This is a genomic window from Brachybacterium fresconis, from assembly GCF_017876515.1.
Taxonomy (GTDB): Bacteria; Actinomycetota; Actinomycetes; order Actinomycetales; family Dermabacteraceae; genus Brachybacterium; species Brachybacterium fresconis.
This window is the reverse complement of record NZ_JAGIOC010000001.1, coordinates 145,762-165,732: the sequence shown is the minus strand read 5'-3', so window position 1 is coordinate 165,732 and position 19,971 is coordinate 145,762. Positions and strand designations below refer to the sequence as shown.

At 72.1% G+C, this 19,971-nt stretch carries 18 protein-coding genes; 1 reads left to right on the top strand and 17 read right to left on the bottom strand.

Going from position 1 to position 19,971, the window contains the following annotated elements; genetic code table 11:
• The first annotated feature begins 157 nt into the window (after positions 1-157).
• Positions 158-616: a hypothetical protein gene (locus JOF44_RS00720; protein ID WP_209886132.1), complete on the top strand. Its 459-nt coding sequence runs from the start codon at positions 158-160 to the stop codon at positions 614-616.
• A 129-nt stretch (positions 617-745) separates the two neighbouring features.
• Here the strand turns inward: JOF44_RS00720 and pyk are convergent, their stop codons facing one another.
• The 17 genes from pyk to mihF all read right to left on the bottom strand — a co-directional run bounded on the left by pyk (position 746) and on the right by mihF (position 19,956).
• Complete coding sequence (gene pyk, locus JOF44_RS00715) at positions 746-2,221, bottom strand: pyruvate kinase (RefSeq protein ID WP_209886129.1); 1,476 nt, start codon at positions 2,219-2,221, stop codon at positions 746-748.
• 102 nt (positions 2,222-2,323) lie between these two features.
• Positions 2,324-3,802, bottom strand: coding sequence for a glutamate synthase subunit beta (locus JOF44_RS00710; RefSeq protein ID WP_209886126.1), 1,479 nt, complete (start codon positions 3,800-3,802; stop codon positions 2,324-2,326).
• The gene (gene gltB / locus JOF44_RS00705; protein WP_209886123.1) at positions 3,795-8,375 is read right to left on the bottom strand and encodes a glutamate synthase large subunit; all 4,581 of its coding nucleotides are present in this window, start codon (positions 8,373-8,375) and stop codon (positions 3,795-3,797) included. The genes JOF44_RS00710 and gltB overlap by 8 nt, the downstream gene beginning before the upstream one ends.
• A gap of 116 nt (positions 8,376-8,491) precedes the next feature.
• The gene (lgt, locus tag JOF44_RS00700) at positions 8,492-9,421 is read right to left on the bottom strand and encodes a prolipoprotein diacylglyceryl transferase (RefSeq protein WP_209886120.1); all 930 of its coding nucleotides are present in this window, start codon (positions 9,419-9,421) and stop codon (positions 8,492-8,494) included.
• 55 nt (positions 9,422-9,476) lie between these two features.
• Positions 9,477-10,310, bottom strand: coding sequence for a tryptophan synthase subunit alpha (gene trpA, locus JOF44_RS00695; RefSeq protein WP_209886117.1), 834 nt, complete (start codon positions 10,308-10,310; stop codon positions 9,477-9,479).
• The gene (gene trpB, locus JOF44_RS00690) at positions 10,307-11,650 is read right to left on the bottom strand and encodes a tryptophan synthase subunit beta (protein WP_209886114.1); all 1,344 of its coding nucleotides are present in this window, start codon (positions 11,648-11,650) and stop codon (positions 10,307-10,309) included. The genes trpA and trpB overlap by 4 nt, the downstream gene beginning before the upstream one ends.
• Positions 11,647-12,480: an indole-3-glycerol phosphate synthase TrpC gene (trpC, locus tag JOF44_RS00685; RefSeq protein ID WP_209886111.1), complete on the bottom strand. Its 834-nt coding sequence runs from the start codon at positions 12,478-12,480 to the stop codon at positions 11,647-11,649. The genes trpB and trpC overlap by 4 nt, the downstream gene beginning before the upstream one ends.
• 58 nt (positions 12,481-12,538) lie before the next feature.
• Positions 12,539-13,006: a DUF2752 domain-containing protein gene (locus JOF44_RS20575; RefSeq protein ID WP_209886108.1), complete on the bottom strand. Its 468-nt coding sequence runs from the start codon at positions 13,004-13,006 to the stop codon at positions 12,539-12,541.
• The gene (locus tag JOF44_RS00675) at positions 13,003-13,251 is read right to left on the bottom strand and encodes an HGxxPAAW family protein (RefSeq protein ID WP_209886105.1); all 249 of its coding nucleotides are present in this window, start codon (positions 13,249-13,251) and stop codon (positions 13,003-13,005) included. The genes JOF44_RS20575 and JOF44_RS00675 overlap by 4 nt, the downstream gene beginning before the upstream one ends.
• A gap of 111 nt (positions 13,252-13,362) precedes the next feature.
• Positions 13,363-14,085, bottom strand: a complete 723-nt coding sequence (locus tag JOF44_RS00670) for a Trp biosynthesis-associated membrane protein (protein ID WP_209886102.1) — start codon at positions 14,083-14,085, stop codon at positions 13,363-13,365.
• The gene (locus JOF44_RS00665) at positions 14,082-15,683 is read right to left on the bottom strand and encodes an anthranilate synthase component I (protein WP_209886099.1); all 1,602 of its coding nucleotides are present in this window, start codon (positions 15,681-15,683) and stop codon (positions 14,082-14,084) included. Before JOF44_RS00665 ends, JOF44_RS00670 begins: the two co-directional genes overlap by 4 nt.
• Positions 15,680-16,078 (bottom strand): phosphoribosyl-AMP cyclohydrolase, encoded by a 399-nt coding sequence (gene hisI / locus JOF44_RS00660; protein ID WP_209886096.1) that lies wholly within the window; start codon positions 16,076-16,078, stop codon positions 15,680-15,682. The genes JOF44_RS00665 and hisI overlap by 4 nt, the downstream gene beginning before the upstream one ends.
• Positions 16,075-17,283: a methionine adenosyltransferase gene (gene metK, locus JOF44_RS00655; RefSeq protein WP_209886093.1), complete on the bottom strand. Its 1,209-nt coding sequence runs from the start codon at positions 17,281-17,283 to the stop codon at positions 16,075-16,077. Before metK ends, hisI begins: the two co-directional genes overlap by 4 nt.
• On the bottom strand, positions 17,280-18,554 hold the full coding sequence (coaBC, locus tag JOF44_RS00650) for a bifunctional phosphopantothenoylcysteine decarboxylase/phosphopantothenate--cysteine ligase CoaBC (protein WP_209886090.1): 1,275 nt from the start codon (positions 18,552-18,554) through the stop codon (positions 17,280-17,282). Before coaBC ends, metK begins: the two co-directional genes overlap by 4 nt.
• Before the next feature lie 36 nt (positions 18,555-18,590).
• Positions 18,591-18,953 (bottom strand): DNA-directed RNA polymerase subunit omega, encoded by a 363-nt coding sequence (gene rpoZ, locus JOF44_RS00645; RefSeq protein ID WP_209886087.1) that lies wholly within the window; start codon positions 18,951-18,953, stop codon positions 18,591-18,593.
• 83 nt (positions 18,954-19,036) lie between these two features.
• Complete coding sequence (gene gmk, locus JOF44_RS00640) at positions 19,037-19,633, bottom strand: guanylate kinase (protein WP_209886086.1); 597 nt, start codon at positions 19,631-19,633, stop codon at positions 19,037-19,039.
• Positions 19,630-19,956: an integration host factor, actinobacterial type gene (gene mihF / locus JOF44_RS00635; protein ID WP_209886083.1), complete on the bottom strand. Its 327-nt coding sequence runs from the start codon at positions 19,954-19,956 to the stop codon at positions 19,630-19,632. The genes gmk and mihF overlap by 4 nt, the downstream gene beginning before the upstream one ends.
• Positions 19,957-19,971 lie beyond the last annotated feature (15 nt).

Below are 19,971 nucleotides of genomic sequence, written 5' to 3'. Positions count from 1 at the left end.
CGAGGGGACGCGCCCGTCATCCTCACGCCGGCGCGGCCGTATAGTCCGTGCCACGACTCCTCGGCACCCGCACGTCTCGGGCGCCGGCGTGACCGGGGACCGCACGTCATGGACGCCAGCCCACCCAGGGCGATCGGGGACCGGAGGAGACGCAGCGATGCCGAGACGAGCGACCGACCCGACACCGGAGCTGGGCTTGTACGTCCGCGAGCTGCGCCTGTCGCTGCGGAACAACTCCGGCGCCTTCGGCTACTCGGTCATGATCACCAGCACCATGGCGATGCTCACCAGCATCGAGGGAAGTCCGCGGCCTGCTCACATCATCCTGTTCCTGCTGGCCGCCGTCGCGAGCTTCGCCCTGATCGAAGTCATCGCCACTCGCGCCTTCACGCGCTCCCTGGAGGACGAGACCACGACGGTCATCGCCCTGGGTGCCTCGTTGAATCTGCTCTCGATCGCCGCAGCCGTCGGCCTGGCCGCCGCTCTCGGCGCTGTGCTCCCGCCGGCCCTGTCGTGGCTGCTCGCCCCTTTCACCGCATCCGTGACCTACCTGCTGGGCACTGCGGTGGAGATGGCGATCGCACGTCGCATCGAGGAGAGGCGCCACCTCGATTGATCCCGCCGCGCCGGATCTGGACAACCACGTCGTCAGGCGTCCGTGACCAGCGGTCCTCGCGTCCGGGCCACCGTACGACGACGCCCACGGTCTACGGGCCGCGGGCGTCGTCCGAGGGATGCGCCGGGCTCAGGCCTGCACGTGCGGGCCGGCGGCGATGTTGTCCGCCTCGATGCGCGCGGACTCGGTGCCGTCGAGGTCACCGATGCGGTGCACGCGCAGCGTGTTGGTCGAGCCGTGGACGCCGGGAGGCGACCCGGCCGCGACGACGACCAGATCGTTCTTCTGCAGGCCCTTGTGCTCGCGCAGCAGGTCGTCGACCTCGGCGACCATGGCGTCGGAGTCCTTCTGCATGGGCACCAGGTGCGCCTCGGTCCCCCAGGTCAGCGACAGCTGGCGGGCGACCTCCGGGTAGGGGGTCATGGCCAGCAGCGGGATGGAGGGTCGCAGGCGGGACAGGCGGCGCGCGGTGTCGCCGGACTCCGTGAAGGTGACCAGGTACTGCGCGGAGAGCTGATCGCCGATCTCGGACGCCGCGCGGGTGATCGCACCGCCGCGGGTGTGCGGGATGGTGCCCAGCGGCAGGATGCGGTCGGCGCCGTTCTCCTCGGTGTTGGTGATGATGCGGGCCATCATCCGGACCGCCTCGAAGGGGTACTTGCCCACGCTGGTCTCACCCGAAAGCATGACCGCGTCGGCGCCGTCGAGGATCGCGTTGGCGCAGTCCGACGCCTCGGCGCGGGTGGGGCGCGGGCTCTCGATCATGGACTCGAGCACCTGCGTGGCGACGATGACCGGCTTGGCGTTGCGGCGGGCGAGCTCGATGGCGCGCTTCTGCACCAGCGGGACCTGCTCCAGCGGCAGCTCGACGCCGAGGTCGCCACGGGCGACCATGATGCCGTCGAAGGCACCGACGATGGACCGCAGCGCGCGCACGGCCTGCGGCTTCTCGATCTTCGCGATGACGGGGACCCGGCGGCCCTCCTCCTGCATGATGCGCAGGACCTGGTCCATGTCGTGGGCATCGCGCACGAAGGACAGGGCGATCACGTCGGCCCCGAGGGCCAGGCCCCAGCGCAGGTCGGCGATGTCCTTCTCGCTCATGGCGGGGACCGACACGGCGACCCCGGGGAGGTTGATGCCCTTGTTGTTCGAGACCGGTCCGGGCACCTCGACGACGGTGCTGACGTCGGTGTCGGAGACGTCGGTGACACGGACGGACACCTTGCCGTCGTCGATCAGGAGGACATCGCCGGGACGGCAGTCGCCCGGCAGGCCCTTGAAGGTGGTCGAGACGCGCTCCTTGGTGCCGACGATGTCATCCGTGGTGATCACGAAGGTGTCGCCGACCTCGAGCTGGTGCGGTCCGTCGGAGAACGTGCCCAGGCGGATCTTCGGTCCCTGGAGGTCGACCAGCACGGCGACGTTGCGACCGAGGTCGTCGGCGGCCCGGCGGATGTTCGCGTAGACCTGCTCGTGCTCGTCGTGCGAGCCGTGGCTGAGGTTCATCCTCGCCACGTTCATGCCCGCCTCGATCAGGGTCCGGATCTGTTCGTAGGTGTTGGTCGCCGGACCGAGTGTGCAGACGATCTTCGCTTTTCGCATGTCAACCCATCAGTTGTTCGAGTAAGGGCCGCGGCCTTCCGGCGGGCACCACGAAGCGCACTGCCGGACGGGCCGCAGCATCGCGTGGTCGCCCCTAGTCTTTCACACCGTGACAGGGTTCTCCCCGGGGCGCACCGGCGTCGGCAGGGAGCTGGAGCCCATCAGGTGGCGGTCGACGGCGGCCGCGCAGGCGCGACCCTCGGCGATCGCCCACACGATCAGGCTCTGACCTCGGGCGCAGTCGCCCGCGGTGAACACGTCGGGGGCTGTCGTGGCCCACTGCTGGTCGTGCTCGATGGTGCCGCGTGCGGTGAGGTCCACCCCGAGATCCGCCAGCAGGCCGTCCTCGCGGGTCCCGGTGAAGCCCATCGCGATCAGCACCAGGGTGGCGGGCAGGACGGTCTCCGTCCCGGGCGTCGGTCCGCGACGCCCGTCCCGGTACTCGGTGCGGGAGACCTTCAGTCCGGTCACCGCGCCGTCCGCTCCGACCTCGAATCCGGTGGTGGAGGCCAGGAACGAGCGGTTGCCGCCCTCCTCGTGGGCGGCGGAGACCTCGAAGAGCACCGGGTGGGTCGGCCAGGGCTGTGATTCGTCGCGCTCCGCAGGGGGCTGGGTGCCGATGGCGAGGGTGGTGACGGAGCGGGCGCCCTGGCGCAGGGCGGTTCCCAAGCAGTCCGCGCCCGTGTCGCCCCCGCCGATGATGACCACGTTCTTGCCCTCGGCCGAGAGGGGTTCGGCGATCCAGTCGCCCTCCACCCGGCGGTTCGCCTGGGTCAGGTACTCCATGGCCGGGTGGATGCCGGACGCATCGCGGCCGGGCACCGCCAGCTCTCGGGGCACGTTCGCCCCGGTCGCCAGGACCACCGCGTCGAACCGGGAGCGGAGATCGTCGACCGAGAGCGCGCCCTCCCCCGTGCCGCCGACGTCCACGCCGGTGCGGAAGCGCGTGCCCTCGGCGCGCAGCTGCTGCAGCCGGCGGTCCACATGGCGCTTCTCCAGCTTGAACTCGGGGATCCCGTAGCGCAGGAGTCCGCCGAGACGGTCGTCGCGCTCGAGGACGACCACGGAATGGCCGGCCCGGGTCAGCTGCTGGGCGGCGGCCAGCCCGGCGGGTCCGGAACCGACGACGGCGACCGCGCGCCCGGTCTGCCGGGACGGCTCGACGGGCTGGACCCACCCCTCGGCGAAAGCGCGGTCGATGATGGAGACCTCGACGTTCTTGATGGTCACCGGGGGCTGGTTGATGCCCAGCACGCAGCTGGACTCGCAGGGCGCGGGGCAGGCGCGGCCGGTGAACTCCGGGAAGTTGTTGGTCGCATGCAGGCGCTCGCTCGCCTCCTGCCAGTCCTCGCGGTAGACCAGGTCGTTCCATTCCGGGATCAGGTTGCCCAGCGGGCAGCCCTGGTGGCAGAACGGGATGCCGCAGTTCATGCAGCGGCCGGCCTGACGGGAGACGACGTCGAGAGTGCCCTGCTCGCGGGCCTCGTACACCTCGCGCCAGTCCATCAGCCGCACCGGCACGGGCCGCCGCGGCGGCAGTTCGCGGTCGCGGTAGCGGAGGAATCCTCGGGGATCAGCCATGAGTGCTCTCCATGATCTCGTTCCAGACATCGTTCGAATCGGGGTCGATCCCCTGGGCCAGGGCGTCCTCGCGGATCCCGGTGATGGTCAGGAAGGCTCGCGGGGAGACCTCCGTGATCCGGGCGAGGAGCTCGTCGGCGTCGGCCAGCAGCGCGGTCGCTCGATCGGAGCCGGTGCGGCGGGCGTGCTCGGCGATCGCCGAGAGCACGAAGTCGCGATGCTCCTCGCGCACCGGGGTGATCGAGAAGGTCGCGGCGTCCTGGGGGTTCAGCGTCGTCACGTCGAAGTCGAGGACGAACAGCGTCCCTCCGCTCATGCCGGCGCCGAGGTTGGTCCCGGTGGGGCCGAGCACGAGCACGACCCCGCCGGTCATGTACTCCGCTCCGTGGTCGCCGATCCCCTCGACCACCAGGGTGGCACCGGAGTTGCGCACCCCGAACCGCTCCCCCGCCGCTCCGGCGAGCAGGAGCCGTCCGCTGGTGGCGCCGTAGGCGCAGGTGTTGCCGGCGATGGCCGCGGACGTCAGCGAGGGCTCCGTCCCGCTTCCGTGGCCGACGGCGATCACCCCGCCGGACAGCCCCTTGCCGACGTAGTCGTTCACGTCTCCGCGCACCTGCAGGCTGATCCCGCGCGGGAGGAAGGCCCCGAAGGACTGCCCGCCGGTGCCCGTCAGGTCCAGGACGATCGAGTCGTCCGCCAGGCCGTCCCCGCCGGTGCGCCGGGTGACCTCGTGGCCGAGCAGGGTGCCGACGGACCGTTGGACGTTGCGGAGGGTGCCCGTCAGGCGGATCGACTCCTCGCGACCGTCGATGACGTCCGCGGCGCGGGCGATCCAGGGGTGGTCGGCGGCCCTCTCCAGCTGGTGGTCCTGGTCGCGGCGCCGGCGCGGGAAGTCGCCCTCGTGGATGACCGGGGGCGTGAGGATCGCCGCGAGGTCCAGTCCTTCGCGCTTGGCGACGCCGAGGGCGGAGGCGGCACGCGGGTCGTCGCGCAGGGCGAGCAGGTCGGTGCGGCCGATCGCCTCGTCCAGACTGCGCAGGCCGAGTGCGGCGAGGTGCTCGCGCACCTGCTGGGCGACGAACTGGAAGAAGGTCACCACGTGCTCGGCACGGCCGGTGAAGCGCTCGCGCAGCTCCGGGTTCTGGGTGGCGACGCCGACAGGACAGGTGTCCAGGTGGCACACCCGCATCATGACGCAGCCGGAGACCACCAGCGGGGCCGAGGCGAAGCCGTACTCCTCGGCGCCCAGCAGGGCGGCGATGACGACGTCCCGGCCGGTCTTCATCTGCCCGTCGACCTGCACCGTGATGCGGTCGCGCAGCCCATTGATGAGCAGGGTCTGCTGCGTCTCGGCCAGGCCCAGCTCCCACGGGGTCCCGGCGTGCTTCAGCGAGTTCAGCGGACTGGCGCCGGTGCCGCCGTCGTGCCCGGAGATGAGCACGACGTCGGCGTGGGACTTCGACACGCCTGCCGCGACCGTGCCCACGCCGAAGCGGGAGACCAGCTTGACGTGGATGCGGGCCGCCGGGTTCGCGGACTTCGCGTCGTGGATCAGCTGGGCAAGATCCTCGATCGAGTAGATGTCGTGATGCGGCGGCGGGGAGATCAGGCCGATGCCCGGGGTCGAGTGCCGGGTGCGGGCGATCCACGGGTACACCTTCTCCGGCGGCAGCTGACCGCCCTCGCCGGGTTTGGCGCCCTGGGCGATCTTGATCTGGATGTCCTTCGCGAACGTCAGGTACTCGCTGGTGACTCCGAAGCGGCCGGAGGCGATCTGCTTGATCGCGCTGCGGCGCTCAGGGTCCCGCAGGCGCTCGGGATCCTCCCCGCCCTCGCCGCTGTTGGACATCCCTCCCAGGCGGTTCATGGCGATCGCGAGGGTCTCGTGGGCCTCCTGGGAGATCGACCCGTAGCTCATGGCACCGGTCATGAAGCGCCGGGTGATCTCCTCGACCGGCTCGACCTCGTCGATCGGCACGGCCACGCGCTCGTCGCTGCGCAGCTGCAGCAGACCGCGGAGGGTCATCAGGTGTTCCTGCTGGGCGTCGACCTCGTCGGTGTAGCGGCGGAACTCCTCGAAGGCCCGCGTGCGGGTGGAGTGCTGCAGGCGGAACACCGCCTCGGGGGTGAACAGATGCGGCTCCCCCTCGCGGCGCCACTGGTATTCGCCGCCCACGGGGAGGCTGCGGTGCGCCGGGCGCTGGCCGTCCACGGGATAGGCGAGCGCGTGGCGCGCGGCGTTCTCGGTGGCGATCACATCCAGCGTGATCCCGCCGATCCGGCTGACGGTGCCGGGGAACCAGGTCTTCACCAGCTCCTCGGACAGGCCCACGGCCTCGAAGACCTGCGCACCCCGGTAGGACGCGACGGTTGCGATGCCCATCTTCGACATGATCTTCGCAACGCCCTTGCCCAGTGCGCGCAGGAGGTTGCGGACCGCCTCGGCGGGGTCGAGGTCGCTGATCACCCCGCGGCGGACGAGCTCCTCGACGCTCTCCATGGCGAGATAGGGGTTGATCGCACTGGCGCCGTAGCCGATCAGCAGCGCCGCATGATGGACCTCGCGGACGTCCCCGGCCTCCACGATCAGCCCGGCGGCCGTCCGTCGCCCGGTCTGCACCAGGTGATGCTGGACCGCGCTGGTCAGCAGCAGGGAGGGGATCGGGGCGAGCACCTGGTTCGCGTCGCGGTCCGAGAGCACCAGGAAGGTGGCGCCCTCGTCGATCGCGGCGACCGCCTCCTCGCAGATCTCGTGCAGGCGCTGCTCGAGGGCGGCGGTGCCGCCGCCGACGGGATAGAGGCCGCGCAGGCGCACTGTGTGGAAGTCCGCGGTGGCCGGATGGGCGTCGACCGCGAGCAGGGTCGCCAGCTCGTCGTTGTCCAGGATCGGGAACTCCAGGGCGAGCTGGCGGGTGTGCTCCGCCGTCGCGTCCAGCAGGTTCCGTGACCGCCCGACGGACACGCCCAGCGAGGTGACGACCTCCTCCCGCAGCGAGTCCAGCGGTGGATTCGTGACCTGGGCGAACATCTGGGTGAAGTAGTCGAACAGCAGGCGGGGACGATCGGACAGCACCGCGATCGGGGTGTCCGTGCCCATCGCTCCGAGCGGTTCCGCGCCCTTGGCGGCCATCGGGGCGAGCAGCACCCGCAGCTCCTCCTCGGTGTATCCGAAGGTCTGCTGGCGGCGGACCACGGAGGAGCGCGAATGGAGGATGTGCTCGCGAACGGGCAGCTGGGACAGGTGCACCTTCTGCTCGCGCACCCAGGTGCCGTAGGGATGCTCGGCAGCGATCGCCTGCTTGAGCTCGTCGCTGGGGACGATCCGCCCCTGGTCGAGATCGAGCAGGAAGATCTCTCCGGGCGCGACCCGCCCGGTGCGAGCGAGGGAGCTGTGCGGCACGTCGATCAGTCCGGTCTCCGAACCGAGGACCACGAGGTCCTCGTCGGTGATCCAGTAGCGCAGCGGCCGCAGCCCGTTGCGGTCCAGCCGGGCACCGACCTGCGTGCCGTCGGTGAACACCACCGAGGCGGGGCCGTCCCACGGCTCCTGCAGCGCTGCGTGGTACTCGTAGAAGGCCCGCAGCTGCGGATCCATCGAGACGGCGTTCTCCCACGGCTCCGGGATGAGCATCATCAGTGCGTGCGCCAGGGGACGCCCGGACAGGTGCAGCAGTTCGAGGGCCTCGTCGAGTCCGGCCGAGTCGGAGGCCCCGGGGGTGTTCACCGGCAGCAGCCGCTCGAAGTCGGCGCCGAAGGCGTCCGTCGCCATACTGCCCTCAGCGGCGCGCAGGCGATTGCGGTTGCCGATGACCGTATTGATCTCGCCGTTGTGGGCGAGGGTGCGGAACGGATGCGCCAGCGGCCAGGACGGGAAGGTGTTGGTCGAGAACCGCGAGTGCACGATCGCGAACTCGGAGGCGAATCGGGGGTCGCGCAGGTCGGGGTAGAACTCGTCCAGCTGGGCCGGGGTGAGCATGCCCTTGTAGACCATCACCCGGGTGGACAGCGACGGGAAGTAGGCACCCGTGGAATGCTCGACACGGCGGCGCACGGCGAAGGCCGCGCGCTCCAGGTCGAGCCCGCTGCGCCTCCCGTCCGCGTCGGCGAGGAAGACCTGGACCATCTCCGGTCGGACGGATTCTGCCGCAGGTCCGACCAGACCGTCCGTGGTCGGCAACTCCCGAGTGCCGATCATGGTCAGGCCCTCGTCGGAGACGACGTCCGCGAGGGCGTCCAGCGCTTCCTGCCGCCCGGCCCCCTCCCGCGGGAGGAACGCGATCCCGGCCGCGTAGGCACCCAGCGGCGGCAGGTCGACACCGCTGGTCTCGCGCAGGAAGCCGTCGGGCAGCTGGACCATGATGCCGGTTCCGTCGCCGGTGGCCTCTTCGGCTCCGACGGCGCCACGGTGCTCGAGATTGCGCAATGCGGTCAGCGCGTGGGTGACGATGTCGTGGCCGGGGCGACCGCGGAGGGTGGCGACCATGGCCACACCGCAGGAGTCGGTCTCGGACTCCGGGCGGTAGAGCCCCTGCGGGGCGGGCAGACGGGAGAAGCGGGAATCGAGAGGCAGCATGAGCGCGAGGCCCTTCCGGGTGAGCGGCCGGTGCGAGGACGTCGGATGCGGACGCGTGCCCGGGCCCGGGCACGCTCCTCGTTCCGGCGATCTCTCTCGCGCGGGGTGCTGCGTGCCTAGGGTCCGGGGGCAGGGTCCTCGCCCCGGGAGGGGGGCGTCCCGGACTTCTCGACCTCGTCCTCGTCGGGACCGTTCCCGGCTGTCTGGGCGGTCATCTCGAAGGAGCCGTCGGCGGCGACGACCTCGCCGCCGCGGCGACGCCTGCGCATCGTGAGGTGGGTGAACACAGCGATGGCGACCAGCGCCAGGATGATCGCGACCAGGGTGTGGATGCGCAGGGGGCCGACCATCAGCACCGGCTCGGAGCGGATCGCGTCGATCCCGGCGCGGCCGATGGAGTAGATGCCGACGTACGCCCAGAAGATGCGTCCGCCGGCGAGCTGGAAGCGGCGGCTGATCACCAGCAGGACGCCGAGGCCGGCGAGCATCCACAGCTGCTCGTACAGGAAGGTGGGGTGGTAGGTGCCCGGCACGCAGCCGCCGATGCTCTGTCCGTTGGTCACGCAGGTGACGTCCCAGCCCCACCAGGCGTCGGTCTCGGGGCCGTAGAGCTCCTGGTTGAACCAGTTGCCGAAGCGGCCCAGGATCTGGGCGACCAGGAGGGTGGGGCCGATGGTGTCCGCCAGGGCGATGAAGGACACCTTCTTCACCCGCGCCATGATCCACACCGCGAGGGCACCGCCGGCGACGCCGCCGTAGATGGCCAGCCCTCCCTGCCAGATGTAGAGCACGGCGAGCGGGTCGCCGCCGGGGCCGAAGAACGGCTCCGGGGAGGTCAGCACGTGCCAGATGCGGGAACCCACGATGCCGGCGATCACGGCCACGAAGACGATGTCGAAGAGGTCGTCGCCGTTGCCGCCGCGGGCCTCCCAGCGCTTGGTGGCCCACCACAGGGCGAGGCCGATGCCGGCGAGGATGCAGATCGCGTAGAAGTGGATCGTGAGCGGGCCGAGGGAGATCGAGGAGATGGGCGGGCTGGGGATCATCGCCGGGCTCTCCTTGTCCTGGGTGGTCCGATCGTTCTGCGGTGCGGGCCGGGGGTCATCGGGGGGTGCGGGCGCGCTCCACGCCGGAGCGCAGGTCGTCGGCCACCGCGGCCAGGGCGGTGCGGGTCGCCGGGGCGTCGCCTTCGTGCTCGATCAGCGGCCGCACGAAGGCGGATCCGACGATCACTCCATCAGAATACGCTCCCACCTCAGCGGCCTGGTCACCGTCGGAGACGCCGAGACCGACGCAGACGTTCTCCGCCCCGGCCGCGCGGGTGCGCTGGACCAGGCCTTCGGTCGCCGCGGACACGCTGGCCCGGGTGCCGGTGACCCCCATGGTGCTGGCGGCGTAGACGAAGCCGCGTGTGTGCGATACCACATGGGCGAGACGGTCCGGCGGGGAGCTGGGGGCGACCAGGAACACGCGGTCCACGGCATGCTCCTCGCTGGCCGCGATCCAGTCCGCGCCCTCGTCGGGGATCAGGTCCGGGGTGATCAGACCGGCACCGCCGGCGGCCGCCAGGTCCCGGGCGAAGGCGCTGGGCCCGTAGGCGAGGACCGGGTTCCAGTAGGACATCACCAGGATCGCCGCGCCGCGGCCGGAGAGGGCCTCGACCGCCTCGAGCACGTGGCGGGTGCGCACGCCGCCCGCCAGCGCCGCCGAGGCGGCGCGCTGGATGACGGGGCCGTCCATCACCGGGTCGGAGTAGGGCAGGCCCAGCTCGATCATGTCGGCGCCGTGGTCGATGAGCACCCGAGCGGCCTCGATCGAACCGGCGACGTCCGGATAGCCGACGGGCAGGTAGCCGATCAGGGCGGCGCGGTCCTCGGCGCGGGCGCGATCGATGGCATCGGCCGCGCGCAGGCGGTGGGTGTCGGGGGCGATCATCGCTTCTCCGTCGGGTCGGTGAGATCACTGGTGGCGCGGGCTCTCTCGCGCAGCGCCTGGAGATCGGCGCGGGCGGGGTCCTCCCCCACCAGGCCGAACCAGCGCGACGCGGTGTCGACGTCCTTGTCCCCGCGGCCCGAGAGGCTCACCAGGATCACGGCGTCCTCGCCCAGATCGCGACCCAGCTCGAGGGCGCCGGCCAGGGCGTGCGCCGACTCGATCGCCGGCATGATGCCCTCGGTCATCGACAGCAGCGCGAAGGCCTCCATGGCCGCCTCGTCGTCCACGGCGCGGTACTCGGCGCGGCCGATGTTGGCGAGCCAGGCGTGCTCGGGGCCGACGCTGGGATAGTCCAGCCCGGCGGAGACCGAGTGCGAGGGGATGGTCTGGCCGTCCTCGTCCTGCATGACGAAGCTGCGGGCGCCGTGGAGGACGCCCGGGGAGCCGCCGCCGATGGTCGCGCTGTGGCGGCCGGTCGCGACGCCGTCGCCGCCCGCCTCGCAGCCGATCAGCCGCACCAGCGGGTCGACGTCGTCGAGGAAGGCGTGGAAGATGCCCATCGCGTTGGAGCCGCCGCCGACGCAGGCGAGAACGGCATCGGGCAGGCGGCCGGCCACCTCGAGCGTCTGGGCGCGGGCCTCCTCGCCGATGATGCGGTGGAAGTCCCGGACCATCACCGGGAAGGGGTGCGGGCCGGCGACCGTGCCCAGGAGGTAATGCGTGGTGTCCACGTTGGCGACCCAGTCGCGGAAGGCCTCGTTGATGGCGTCCTTGAGGGTGCGCGACCCCTGCGTCACGGGCACCACGTCGGCTCCCAGCAGACGCATGCGGGCCACGTTCAGCGCCTGGCGCTCGGTGTCCTCCTCGCCCATGTAGATCGTGCAGTCCAGGCCGAACAGGGCGGCCGCGGTGGCGGTGGCGACCCCGTGCTGGCCGGCGCCGGTCTCCGCGATCACACGGGTCTTGCCCATGCGCACCGTCAGCAGCGCCTGGCCCAGGACGTTGTTGATCTTGTGGCTGCCGGTGTGGTTGAGGTCCTCGCGCTTGAGCAGGATCCGGGCGCCGCCGGCGAGGCGGGAGAAGCGCGGGGCCTCCGTCAGCAGCGAGGGGCGCCCGGTGTACTCGCGCGCCAGGCGCTGCAGCTCGGCGACGAACTCGGGGTCCAGCACGGCCTTCTCGTAGGTCTCGCGCAGCTCGTCGAGCGCGGGGACCAGGGCTTCGGGCAGGAACCGGCCGCCGAAGTCGCCGAAGTAGGGGCCCTCCTCGGAGCGCAGCTCTCCCTCGGGTCGGGCGAGATCGGTGACCACGGGACGGGGGTCCGAGGGCTGGGGTGTGCTCATGCCTGGGCTCCTTGCGGGACGGGGCGGCCGCGGCGGGCCACCTGACGGAACGCGGCGACGGAGCCGGCGGGGTCCCCGGAGGTCACCAGGGCCTCCCCGACCAGGACCGCGTCGGCGCCGGCGGCGGCGTAGGCCTCCACGTCCGCGACGGTCGCGACCGCGGACTCGCCGATCGCCAGCGGTCCGGCCGGGATCCGGCGCAGCAGGGCGGCGGCGCGGTCGAGGTCCACGTCGAGCGTCTTGAGGTTGCGGGCGTTGACGCCGATGACGTCGGCGCCCAGGGCGAGGGCGCGATCCAGCTCGGCGTCGGTGTGGGTCTCGACCAGCGCCGTCATGCCGAGCTCGGTGACCAGGTCGTGCAGCTCGCGCAGCGCGGCGTCCTCGAGGGCGGCGACGATCAGCAGCACCAGGTCGGCGCCGTGGGCGCGCGCTTCGAGCACCTGGTAGGGCTCGACCACGAAGTCCTTGCGCAGCACCGGCGCGCCGACGCGCTCGCGCACGGCGTCGAGATCCGCCAGCGAGCCGCGGAAGCGGCGCCGCTCGGTCAGGACGCTGATCGCGCTCGCGCCGCTGTCGGCGTAGATCCCGGCGAGGTCGGCGGGCTCCGGAATGTCCGCGAGCGCCCCCTTGGAGGGGCTCGAACGCTTCACCTCGGCGATCAGGCCCAGGGTGGTGCCGTCCCCGACCAGTGCCGCGCGGGCGTCGCGGGCGGGAGCGGCCGCGCGGGCCAGCTCGGCGATTTCGGCGTCGGGGATGCGGGCCCGGCGGGACTCGAGATCCTCGCGCACTCCGGCGATGATCGTATCGAGCACGGTTCCGGTGGTGATCACGGATGCCTCCTGCAGCGGTGGGGTCGGTCGTCCGCGGCGGGCCGACGGGGTGGTGGGTTCAGGCGCCGATGTAGGAGATCGGGGCGATGAACCAGAAGGCCGGGACGTTGCGCAGCACGGTGAACAGGGCGATCGCGGCCAGCAGTGCGATGGCCAGCGGGCGCGGGAGCGGCACGGTGGTCGACCTGCCCTGGATGCGGTGGCGGGTCCAGATCCCGATGAGCAGGGCCGTCACGGGCATGGCCACCATGATCAGCGCGTTGCTGCGCAGGGCGAGCAGCAGGTCGCCGGCGAGCAGGGCGTGGACGCCGCGGATCGCGCCGCATCCCGGGCAGTACAGCCCCGTGAGGTGGTGGACGGCGCACAGCGGGATGTCGGTGCGGAACGGGTCGAAGACCTGCTGGACCGTCAGGGCGAGCGCGAGGCCGCCGACCACGACGGCCAGGGGCAGCAGCGCCCTGCGCGGGCCGCGGGCGGGGGCATCCTGCGCGGCGGCGCCGCGCCGGTCGCCCACGACCTGGGTCACCGCGCTTCGGCCTCGGAGGGTCGACGGCGGGGCTGGCCGAGTCCGGCCAGGGACAGCACGATGCCGAGCACGATCGCGGCGGCGATCACGCCGGCGCCGATCCAGACCAGCAGCATCATGGACAGGACCATCCCGAACGCCAGGACGACCGATCCGAGCACCACGCCGTAGTTGAGCGTGTAGGCGGCCACGGTCTTGCCCTCGTTGTGGGGCGGGGGCGGAGGCACGGCGTAGGTCTTGGTCATGATCCTTCTCCAGTCAGGGTCCCGGTCGAGGCCATTGTGCCACGTCATCGGGTGAGTATCGGCGAAGCGCCACGGGACGGCGGGGGGCGCTCGCACGCGCCGTGAGGGCGATCACCGCGCGGCGGTGGGACCGGTCTCGTCCCGCCCGGTGCTCGGGTCGTCTTCGTCGCTCGGGTCGTCCTCGTCGCCCGGATCGTCCTCGGTGCTCGGGTCCTCTCCTCGGGTCAGCGCGTCCCAGGCGGCGGCCGGGTCCGTCTCCGGGTCCGCGGTCGCGGCGACGGCGACGGCGGCGCTGCGATAGCGGGTGCGCACCGGCCAGGTGCGGCCGACCAGCAGCACGAGGGCCCCGACCGCGGCGACCGCCAGCGCCGGGATCAGCGTCAGCAGCGGCCAGGAGGTGGCCGTGGCCTGCACCTGCCCGCCGACGACCCCGGTGGCCGTGGCCGTGGCCGACCCGGAGGCGCCGGTCGGGTCCAGGACCACCGCGAGAGCGGACCAGCCCGCGCCCAGTCCGGCGGCCAGGAGCACCGGGCCGGTGACGAAGCGGACCCAGGTCGAGGACAGGGAGGTGGTCAGGGCGGCGGCCAGGGCGACCAGCCCGAGGGCGAGCACCGTCGGGGCCGCGTCCGAGCCGGTCACGGCCACCTGCTGGGCGGACCCGGTGAGATCGGGGGCGGTGGCCTGGGCCCAGGTGGTGCGGGTGGCGCCGGCCAGTGCGGCGCCGGCGACGGTCCCCGCGAGCACGGTCACGCGGCGGCTCGGGGCCCGGCGGGGACGGCGCGGGGCCTCCGTGTCCGACGGAGCCGGGGAGGTCGGGGAACTCGGTGTGCTCATGCTGGGCGCAGAGTGTCGGCGGAGGCGACGGCGCGGAGGGCTGCGGCCGCTTTCGACTGGGTCTCGCGGTACTCCATGGTGGCGTCGGAGTCCGCCACCACTCCCCCGCCGGCCTGGACGTGGGCCGTGCCGTCCTTGAGCACGGCGGTGCGGATGGCGATCGCCATGTCCATGTCCCCGGCGAAGTCGATGTAGCCGACCGTCCCGCCGTAGACGCCGCGACGCACCGGCTCCAGGCGGTCGATGATCCGCATCGCCGAGGGTTTCGGTGCCCCGGAGAGGGTGCCGGCCGGGAAGGTGGCGCGCAGCGCGTCGTAGGCCAGGGCGTCTTCGCGGATGTGCCCGGTGACGGTGGAGACGATGTGCTGGATGTGGCTGAAGCGCTGCAGGTGCATGAAGTCCCGCACCACCACGGTGCCCGGGTCGCAGAACTTCTGCAGGTCGTTGCGGGCGAGATCGACCAGCATCAGGTGCTCGGAGCGCTCCTTGGGGTCCGCCAGCAGTTCGCTGCCGAGCCGTTCGTCCTGTTCGGGCGTGTCCCCGCGGGGGCGGGAGCCGGCGATGGGGTGGGTGGTCGCCGTCCGTCCGCGCACCGTCACCAGCGATTCGGGACTCGCGCCGACGACGTCGATCCCGGTGCCGTCGGCATCGACCGTGCGCAGCAGGTACATGTAGGGGCTGGGGTTCATCCGTCGCAGCACCCGGTACACGTCCAGCGGATCGGCCGCGACGGGCAGGGAGAAGCGCTGCGAGGGGACGACCTGGAAGATGTCCCCGTCGATGATGTCGCGGACGGCCTCGTGCACGGCGCGCTCGTAGTCGAGCCGGGCGGTGCGGACCTCGGGGTCGAGGTCGCGGACGGTCTCGTAGACCATCGCCGAGCTGCTGAGCGGGGTGCGCAGCCGCTCCCGCATCGTCTCGAGTCGGGCGAGGGCGTCGTCGTAGGCGGCATCGACGCCGTCGTCCGTGGCGTTGAGGTTCAGCGCGTTGGCGACCAGCACCACCGTGGAGTCGTGGGCGTCGTGGACGACGACGTCCTGGGCCAGGAGCATCGAGACGTCCGGCAGTCCCACCTCGTCGGGCGGGGCGTCCTCGAGCTTCTCCCAGTGGCGGACCGCGTCATAGGCGATGAAGCCGACCATGCCCCCGGAGAACGGTGGCAGATGCGCCTGGCGGGCGGCACGGAAGGCGCTGGTGACCGCGCGGAGCGCCTCGACGGGACTGCCGTCGGTCGGGACCCCGGCGGGCACGTCGCCTCTCCAGTGGGCCCGGCCCTCGCGTTCGGTGAGCACGGCGCGGGCGCGGGTGCCGATGATGGAGTAGCGGGAGGCTTCCCCCTCCCCGGCCGATTCGAGCAGGAAGGTGCCCCGCGCGTCGCCGTCCGCGGTCAGGCGGCGGTACAGGGACACCGGGGTGTCCTCGTCGGCCAGCAGGCGCACGCTGACGGGGACCACGCGCTGGCGCGCGGCGAGAGCGCGGAAGGTCTCGCGGTCGGGATGGATGCGGCCGAGGGCATCGCCCTCGCGGCCGGCCACCCGTTCGGGGTACGCCTCGCCGCTCGGGACGGCGTCCGCAGCGGTCAGGGGACGGTCGGTCATGCGGTGCGCTCCGTGGGGTCCAGGACGACGGCGCCGAGGTCACCGCCGTCGAAACAGGTGTCGGTGCCGCGATGGCAGGCGGCGCCGACCTGGTCGACGCGGACCAGCAGGGTGTCGCCGTCGCAGTCGAGCGCGACCGAGCGCACCCACTGGACGTGTCCGCTGGTGTCTCCCTTGCGCCAGTACTCGCCCCGGGAGCGGGACCAGTAGGTGGCCCGCCCGGAGCGCAGGGTGCGGGCGAGGGCCTCGTCGTCCATCCAGCCGACCATCAGCACGCGCTCATCGCTCGCGTCCTGGACGACGGCGGTGATCAGTCCGGCCCCGTCACGCTTCAGGCGCGCGGCCAGCTCCGGATCGAGGCCGGACGCGGCAGCAGCAGTGTTCGCGGCGGTCACAGAGCGCGCTCCAGCTCCTGGGCGCGATCAGTGCGCTCCCAGGTGAAGTCCGGCAGCTCGCGGCCGAAGTGGCCGTGGATCGAGGTCTGGGCATAGATCGGGCGCAGCAGGTCCAGGGCGTCGATCAGGGCGGCGGGACGCAGGTCGAAGACCTTCCGCACCGCGGCGGCGATCTGGTGGGCGGGCCGATGCGCGGTGCCGAAGGTCTCGACGTACAGGCCGACGGGCTCCGCGACCCCGATGGCGTAGGCGACCTGGACCTCGCAGCGGTCCGCGAGACCTGCGGCGACGATGTTCTTGGCCACCCAGCGCATCGCGTAGGCACCCGAGCGGTCCACCTTCGAGGGATCCTTGCCGGAGAAGGCGCCGCCGCCGTGACGGGCCATGCCCCCGTAGGTGTCGACGATGATCTTGCGGCCGGTCAGGCCGGCATCGCCCTTGGGCCCGCCGAGCACGAAGCGGCCGGAGGGGTTGATGTGGGTGGTGACGTCCGAGACGTCCAGGCCGAGGGAGGCGAGGTCCTCGAGCACCGGGGCGATGACCACCTTCGAGATGGCCGGCGCGAGCTGGCTGCCCAAGTCGACCTCCTCGCTGTGCTGGGTCGAGACGACGACGGCCTCGACGCTGCGCGCGACGCCCTCCTCGTCGTAGCCGATGGAGACCTGCGTCTTCCCGTCGGGCCGCAGGTAGGGCAGCACGCCGTCGTGCCGGGCGGTCGAGAGGTTCGCGGTGAGGCGGTGGGCGGCATGGATCGGCAGCGGCATCAGCTCGGGGGTGTCGTGGCAGGCGTAGCCGAACATCAGGCCCTGGTCGCCGGCACCGAGGCGGGCGAAGGCCTCCGCCGCCGCGTCGCCGCGGGACTCGAAGGAGGTGTCCACTCCCTGGGCGATGTCCGGGGACTGCGCGCCGATGGAGACCTCGATGCCGCAGGAGTCCGCGTCGAAGCCCTTCTCGGAGGAGTCGTAGCCGATGCCGCGGATCACGTCGCGCACGATGGTGGCCACATCGCTGTACCCGGTGGTACGGACCTCCCCGGCGACGTGGACGAGGCCGGTGGTCACCATGGTCTCCACGGCCACGCGGGCCCCTCGGTCCTGGGTCAGCAGATCGTCGAGGATCGCGTCGGAGATCTGGTCGCAGATCTTGTCCGGGTGTCCCTCGGTGACGGACTCCGAGGTGAAGGTGCGCAGCTCGCTGGAGGTCATGCCGACCAGGATACGGGCGGCAGCACGGAGGCGAGCTCGTCGATCACGGCGTGGGCGACCGCGATCTTGCTCCCGGCGACCTCGGACCGCTCCTGCCCGTCACGGTCCAGGATGCGCACCGCGTTGTCCGAGGATCCGAACACCCCGGCGGTCACGTCGTTGAAGACCAGCAGATCCGCCCCCTTGCGGCGGGCCTTGGCCCGGGCCAGCTCCAGGGCGGAGGCGCCGTGACCGCCGGTCTCGGCGGCGAAGCCCACGATCGCCGGACGGGCGGCGTCCCCGCGGTCCAGGACGCTGCGCCGCAGGATGTCCTCGGTCCGTCGCAGGGCGATGGAGGGCACCGAGTCCTCATCGGCGTCGTCCTTCTTGATCTTCTCCGCGGCCCGTTCGGCGGCCGTGAAATCAGCCACAGCCGCGGCCATGACCAAGGCGTCCACCTGCCCGCGGTGCTCGGCGACGGTCTCGGCGAGCTCGTCGGCGCTGCGGACGTCGAGGCGACGGGCGCCCGGCGGGGTCTCGAGATCGACCGAGGCCGCGGCGAGGCGGACCCGGGCACCGCGCACGAGGGCGGCGTGGGCCAGTGCCCAGCCCTGCCGACCCGAGGAGTGATTGGCGAGGAAGCGGACCGGATCGAGATCCTCGCGGGTGCCGCCCGCGGTGATCAGCAGCTCGCGGCCGACCAGATCCCGCAGGACGCCGCCCCGTGGGTCCCGGGGGGCGGCGATCGCGGCGCGGGCAGCCTCGAGCAGGGCCTCGGGCTCCGGCAGGCGCCCGGGCCCGGAGTCCGGACCCGTCAGGCGACCGACGGCCGGTTCGAGCACCGTGATCCCGCGCTCGCGCAGGACGCTCACGTTCTCGAGCGTGGAGGGGTGCTCCCACATCTCGGTGTGCATCGCCGGGGCCACCACCACGGGGGCCCGGGTGACCAGCAGCGAGGCGGTGAGCAGATCGTCGGCGCGGCCGATGCGCATCCGGGCGAGGAGGTCGGCGGTGGCCGGGGCGATCACCACCAGATCGGCTTCCTGGCCGTAGCGCACGTGCGCCACCTCGTCGACATCCTCGAAGACGGAGGTGAGGACCGGGTGGTGGCTGAGCGCCTCCCAGGTCGCGGCGCCCACGAACTCGAGGGACGCAGCGGTGGGAAGCACGCGGACGTCGGCACCGGAACCGACAAGACCGCGCACCAGGTGCGCGGTCTTGTAGGCGGCGATGCCGCCCCCGACACCGACCAGCACGCGGGCACCGTCGAGGGTGCGCGGCACGGAGCTCATCGGGCCTCCCAGGGGCAGGCAGGGATCAGAGGGTGATCAGAAGGAGAAGTCGGCCGGCGGGATCTCCGGGGCGTCGTCGCCGAGCTTGAGCGGAGCCGGAGCGTTCGGGTCGGGCTCGTTCTGCGCGGCGTACTCGGCCTCGTCGATCTCGCGGACCGTCAGCAGACCCTCGTCGATCTCGCGGAGCGCGATCGACAGCGCCTTCTCCTGGTTCTCGACGTCCACCAGCGGGCCGACGAACTCGAGCAGGCCCTCGGAGAGCTGCGAGTAGTAGGAGTTGATCTGGCGGGCGCGCTGGGAGCCGTAGAGCACCAGCGCGTACTTGGAGTCGACGGTCTCCAGGAGACGGTCGATCGGGGGGTTCGTGATGCCTTCGGGCTGAGCGACTGTTCCGGCCACGGATGTCCCTTCGAGAGTTTCGGCGTGCGACGTCCCAGGATACGCCCTCGAGACGCCCCAGGGCGAGGGGACCGCTGCACGGATCAGGTGAGGTCGCGCACGCCCAGCAGGCCGGCGAGCTCCGCCGTGGCGCGCGGCACCTCGTCGTTGACGATGGTGACGTCGAACTCGCTCTCGGCGGCGAGCTCGCGGCGCGCCGTCTGCAGACGGCGCTCCTGCTGCTCGGCGGTCTCGGTGCCGCGGCCGACGAGACGCTCGACGAGGGACTCCCAGCTGGGCGGGGCGAGGAAGACGAAGCGGGCCTCCGGGACGGTGCGCCGGATCTGCCGGGCACCGGCGAGATCGATCTCCAGCAGCACCGGATGACCGGCCGCGACGGCCTCGTCGACCGGGCCGCGGGGCGTGCCGTAGCGGTGCCGGCCGTGAACGATCGCCCACTCCAGCATCTGGTCGCTCTGAACCAGGCGGGTGAACTCGTCCTCGCTCACGAAGCGATAGTGCACCCCGTCGACCTCACCGGGTCGCGGAGGCCGGGTGGTCGCCGAGACGGACAGCCAGATCTGCGGGTACTGCTCGCGGATCTTGGCGGAGACCGTGCCCTTGCCCACCGCGGTGGGGCCGGCCAGGACGGTCACCGGGGCCGGTGCCGTCCCGGCACCGGCCCGGTGGGGTCCGGTCACTCGGAGAAGTGGGCGACGAGCTTCTCCGCCTGGTGGGAGCCGAGGCCGCGGATCTTGCGGGACGGGGAGATGCCGATCTCCTCCATGATCTGCTGGGCCTTCACCTTGCCGACGCCCGGGAGGGCCTCGAGCAGGGCGGCGACGCGGAGACGACCGACGATCTCGTTGGACTCGGCTTCGTCCAGGACCTTCTTGATCTCCTGGCCGCGACGGCCGGCGCTGTCCTTGAGCCGGGCCTTGATGGCCGCGCGCTCACGACGAGCCTCGGCGGCCTTCTTCAGGGCCTCGGCCCGCTGCTCAGGGGTGAGGGGAGGGAGAGCCACAGTTCTTACCTCTGT